Origin of the sequence: Actinomadura bangladeshensis, assembly GCF_004348335.1 — a bacterium.
Taxonomy (GTDB): domain Bacteria; phylum Actinomycetota; class Actinomycetes; order Streptosporangiales; family Streptosporangiaceae; genus Spirillospora; species Spirillospora bangladeshensis.
In genome coordinates, this window is record NZ_SMJW01000400.1 from 1 (window position 1) to 4713 (window position 4713).

Sequence of the window (4713 nt, forward strand, 5' to 3'; positions counted from 1 at the left end):
GGGAGCGGAGGGAACGGGGGGCCCGTCCGGCACGACGCGGTCATAGGCCGCGCTCCCCGGGGCGCGGCCGGACGGCGGGCCGCGGGGAGCCGACCGAGGAAAAGGGAGTGGAACGAAAGATGGACAGTAAGGTCCCCGCACACCCCGCAGTCGCGGCCCCGGTGGTCGCGGACTCCGCGCTCGCGGACCCCGGACCCGCGGATCCCGCGCTCGCCGGCCCGCCCGTCCCGGCCGCCGCCGTCCCGGACCGGGCGGCGCCCGATACCGCGGCGCCGGATCAGGCGGTGCCCGATACCGCGGTGCCGGATGAAGCGGTGCCCGGTAGGGCGAACCCGGACGAGGCGGATGAAGCCGTGCCGGATCCCGGGCCGGCGGGCCCGGCGCGTCCGAGCCGGCTGCTCCCGGGGCTCTCCCCGGCGCACCGGATCGCCGCCGACCTGGACGGCTACCTCGGCGATCCGATGGACGACGAGGCCGGGCCGTTCTCCTACAAGGCGATCGTGGAGGCCGAGGAGCGCGACGAGCTCCCGCCGGGCGCGGTGGACGCCGTCCGGGCGTGGGGCTTCCCGAAGTACCTGGTGCCGTGCCCGCTCGGCGGGCGGCTGTCGACGCTGGAGGAGTTGTTCTTCGTCACGCGCGGCATCTCGCGCCGCAGCGTCACGGTGGCGGTGATGTACGGGTCCGGGCTGCTCGCGGTGAACCCGGTGTGGCTGTGGGGCAGCGCGTGGCAGCGCCGGACGGTCGCCGACGGGGTGCTGCGCGGCGACCTGGCCTGCTTCGGCGTCTCGGAGGCCGACCACGGCAGCGACGTGATGGCGTCGGAGTCGGAGGCCGACCTGCGGGGCGACGAGCTGGTCCTGACGGGCGTGAAGTGGCCGGTCGGCAACGCCACCCGCGGCCGGTTCGTGACCACCTACGCCAAGACCGGCCCGCGCGACTTCTCCCTGATCCTGGTCGACAAGCGGGAGCTGGACCCGGCCGCCTGGTCGACGCTGCCGCCCGTCCGGACGGTGGGGCTGCGCGGCCACGACCTGTCGGGCGTGGCGTTCTCGGGCGCGCGGGTGCCCGCCGACCGGGTGATCGGGCGGCGCGGGTCCGGGCTCGTCCAGACGCTGAAGACGCTGCAGATCACCCGGACCGCGATCGCGGCGCTGTCGGTCGGGACGATCGACGCGGTCGTGCGCATCGGGATGGAGTACTCGCGGCAGCGCACCCTCTACGGCTCGGACATCTACAAGATCCCCGTCATCCGCGACCACCTGCTCAAGGCCCATCTGGACCTGCTGATCGCCGAGTGCGTCGCGATCCCGGTGACGCGCTGCCTCACGGTCGCGCCGGGGCGGCTCAGCCTGTGGTCGTCGATCGCGAAGTACTTCGTCCCCGTGCTGGGGGAGGAGGTCGTGGCGAGCATCGGGACGGTCCTCGCCGCGCGCGGCTACCTGCGCGAGGGCGTGGCGCACGGGGTGTTCCAGAAGCTCCAGCGCGATCACGCCATCGCGAGCATCTTCGAGGGCACCACGCACGTGAACCTGGCGAACGTCGCCGGGCAGCTCCCGTACCTGATCGACCCGCCGGAGGAGACCGGCGGCGAGGACGAACTGCTCGCCGAGCTGTTCTGCTGGACGCGGACCCCGCCGGCGTGGGAACCCGACGGCCGGCGCCTCCAGCTCACCAACGAGGGCCGCGACGAGGTCGGGCAGCGGTTCGAGCAGATCGCCGAGGCGGTGCTGGAGGCGGCGAACGCGCACGCCGCGCCCGGTGTCGCGGCCGAGCTGAAGGACCTCGTGTCGAGCATCGGCGGCCTGCGCGCCAAGGTGGACGAGGGCATCAGGGCGGCCGAGGGCGACACCTCGTCGGTGGCCGCGCTCGCCCGCGCCAAGCGGTACTGCGAACTGCACGCGATGGTCTCCTGCATGCTGACGTGGCTGCACAACCGCCACGCGTTCGGCGGCCCGTTCGCGGACGGCCAGTGGCTCGCGCTGTGCCTGCAGCGCCTGCTGCAGCGCGCGCAGCCCGACGCTGCCCTGTCGGAGGAGTTCCTCCCGTCGCTGGAGGACGCGATGTTCCGCAGCTTCGAAGAACGGCGCTGGTTCTCGCTGCTCTCCCTGGCCGAGGACGAGTGATAGGCCGTGTACACGGATTTCGTGTCCCTCGTCCGGGACAACATCCAGACGTACGGTGACGACCGCTCGTTCACCTTCATCAGCGAAGAGCCGGGACGCAAGTACAAGGAGAACGTGCTCGGCTTCGCCGAACTGGACCGCAGGGCGCGCGCGCTCGCCTGCCGCCTGGAGGCGCGCGGGCTGCGCGACAGGGCCGTCCTGCTGCTGTATCCGGAGGGCCTGGAGTTCATCACGGCGTTCCTCGGCTGCCTGTACGCGCGGGTCATCGCCGTCCCGGCGCCGCTGCCCGACCTCGACGCGGGACGGTTCGGACGCACCCGCCGCATCATCGAGGACGCCGACATCGCGCTGATCCTCACCGACACCGCCCACCGGGCCACCCTCGACGCGTGGCTGCGGGCGGCGGGCCTGCGCAACCGCGTCCACTGCCTCGACACCCAGGCGGGCAAGGACGCCGATCCGGGAGACTGGACGCCGCCGGAGTTCGAGCCGGCCACCATCGCGTTCCTCCAGTACACGTCGGGCTCGACCAGCGACCCGAAGGGCGTGATGGTCTGCCACGGCAACCTGCTGTGCAACGGCGAGGAGATCAAGCGCCGCATCGAGGGCTCGCCCGACACCGTCGGCGTGGGCTGGGTGCCGCACTACCACGACATGGGCCTGGTCGGTCAGTTCCTCGAACCGCTCTACCTCGGCTGCCGGTACGTGTTCACCTCGCCGATCGCGTTCATCAAGCGTCCGGTGCTCTGGCTCGAGCTGATCACCCGCTACAAGGGCACGATCACCGTCGCGCCCAACTTCGGGTACGAGCTGGCCCTGCGCCGCGTCACCGACAAGCAGCTGGACGGCCTGGACCTGTCGTCGCTGACGGTCGCCAAGAACGGCGCCGAACCCGTCCGGGCGTCGACGCTGGAGGCGCTGACCGAGCGGTTCGGCCCGGTCGGGTTCCGGCCCGGGATGTGGATGCCCTGCTACGGGATGGCGGAGACGACGCTGCTCATCACCGGCGCCCCGCGCGGCACCGGCCCGGTCGTCCGCGACTTCGACACCGAGGCCCTCACCAAGGACGAGGCCGTCCCCCTCCCGGGCCGGGAGGGCGCGGGCCCGGAGGGGGCGCGGCGGCTCGTCAGCAGCGGGCGCCCCGTCACCCTGGACGTGCGGATCGTCGACCCGGAGACGCGCGCCGAACGCCCGGAAGGGCGGGTCGGCGAGATATGGGTCCGCGGCGGAAGCGTCGCGCGGGGCTATTGGGGCAGTCCGGAAGAAAGCCGAAAGACTTTCGGTGCGCGCACCATTGCCGATGAGGGTCCCTATCTGCGCACCGGTGATCTCGGATTCGTCCTCGCCGGCGAACTCTTCGTCACCGGAAGGATCAAGGATCTGATCATCGTCAACGGCCGGAACATCCACGCCCACGACATCGAGGAGGCGGCGCGCGCGGCCCATCCGGCCGCGCTGGCCGGCGCCGCGTTCGCGATCGACGGCGCCATCGACGCCGATGTCGGCGGCGGCCTGGACGGCGGCAGGGAGCACGTCGTCCTCGTCCAGGAGATCAGCACCCGGGCGGCCGCCGGAACGCCCCTGGACGAGCTGGCGGCCCTCATCAAGGCCCGGGTGGCGCGGGCGTTCGAGCTGCCCGCGGTGAGCGTCGTGCTCGCCGCGCGCGGCACCGTGCGGCGCACCACGAGCGGGAAGATGCAGCGCCGGCTGACCCGGGAGGCCTTCCTCGCCGGGGAGATCACCGCGCTCGCCGATGATCTCGAATCGGACGTCGCGGACCTCCGGCGGGCACCGGCATGAATCCCGCGCGCAGGCCCGTGACGTGCCATTTCGAAGATCAAAAAATTAGTGCTGACCAATCCTAGTCAAAAGCATGACTAATCATGTCTTTGTCTGCTAACGTCGGTCGCAACCCTGAGTCAAGGCGGGGAGAGAAGGCCGATGGCGCTACGTCACGCGGTGCTGGCGGCGCTGCTCGATGGCGAGTACAGCGGCTACCAGCTGGCCAAGATCTTCGATTTGTCGGTCTCCAACTTCTGGCATGCCGTACCGCAGCAGCTCTACTCGGAGCTGTCGAGGTTGGAGACGGAGGGCCTGATCCGCGGACGGCAGATCATCCAGCACGACCGTCCCAACAAGCGGGTGTACACGGTCACCCGGGCCGGTGTCGACGAGCTCGAGCGGTTCGCCGTCACCCCCGCCAAACCCGGGATCATCCGGGAGAACCTGCTCGTGATGGTCCAGGCCGTGGACCACATCCGCGCCGAGTCCGTCATCGCGCAGCTCGAGGACCGCGCGGTCGCGGCCGCGGCCAAGGTCGAGGTCTTCGAGCACACCCTCAAGCACCTGCGCGGCGACCTGGACGAGGAGACGTTCCTGCGGACCGGGTCCCCGCTCGGCCCCTACCTCACCTGCCTTCGGGGCCGCCGCTTCGAGCAGGAGAACTACGAGTGGTTCACCAGCACCGCCCGGCTGCTGCGCAGCCGGACGGGCACCCAGGCCGAGGAGGACGAGGCGTCATGACGGCCATCATGCCGCCCGCGGCCCCCTCGAACGCGGCGCCATCCGCGCCGACCCCTCACGCCCACCC

3 protein-coding genes are annotated in these 4713 nt (G+C 71.6%); all 3 read left to right on the forward strand.

Annotated features, from left to right (window positions below; genetic code table 11):
* Positions 1–119: 119 nt before the first annotated feature.
* The 3 genes from E1284_RS38565 (at position 120) to E1284_RS38575 (ending at position 4646) form a co-directional block, all read left to right on the forward strand.
* Positions 120–2123: an acyl-CoA dehydrogenase family protein gene (locus E1284_RS38565; RefSeq protein ID WP_207924205.1), complete on the forward strand. Its 2004-nt coding sequence runs from the start codon at positions 120–122 to the stop codon at positions 2121–2123.
* A gap of 6 nt (positions 2124–2129) precedes the next feature.
* On the forward strand, positions 2130–3923 hold the full coding sequence (locus E1284_RS38570; protein ID WP_131945085.1) for a fatty acyl-AMP ligase: 1794 nt from the start codon (positions 2130–2132) through the stop codon (positions 3921–3923).
* A gap of 141 nt (positions 3924–4064) precedes the next feature.
* Positions 4065–4646: a PadR family transcriptional regulator gene (locus E1284_RS38575; RefSeq protein ID WP_131945086.1), complete on the forward strand. Its 582-nt coding sequence runs from the start codon at positions 4065–4067 to the stop codon at positions 4644–4646.
* The last annotated feature ends 67 nt before the right edge of the window (positions 4647–4713 follow it).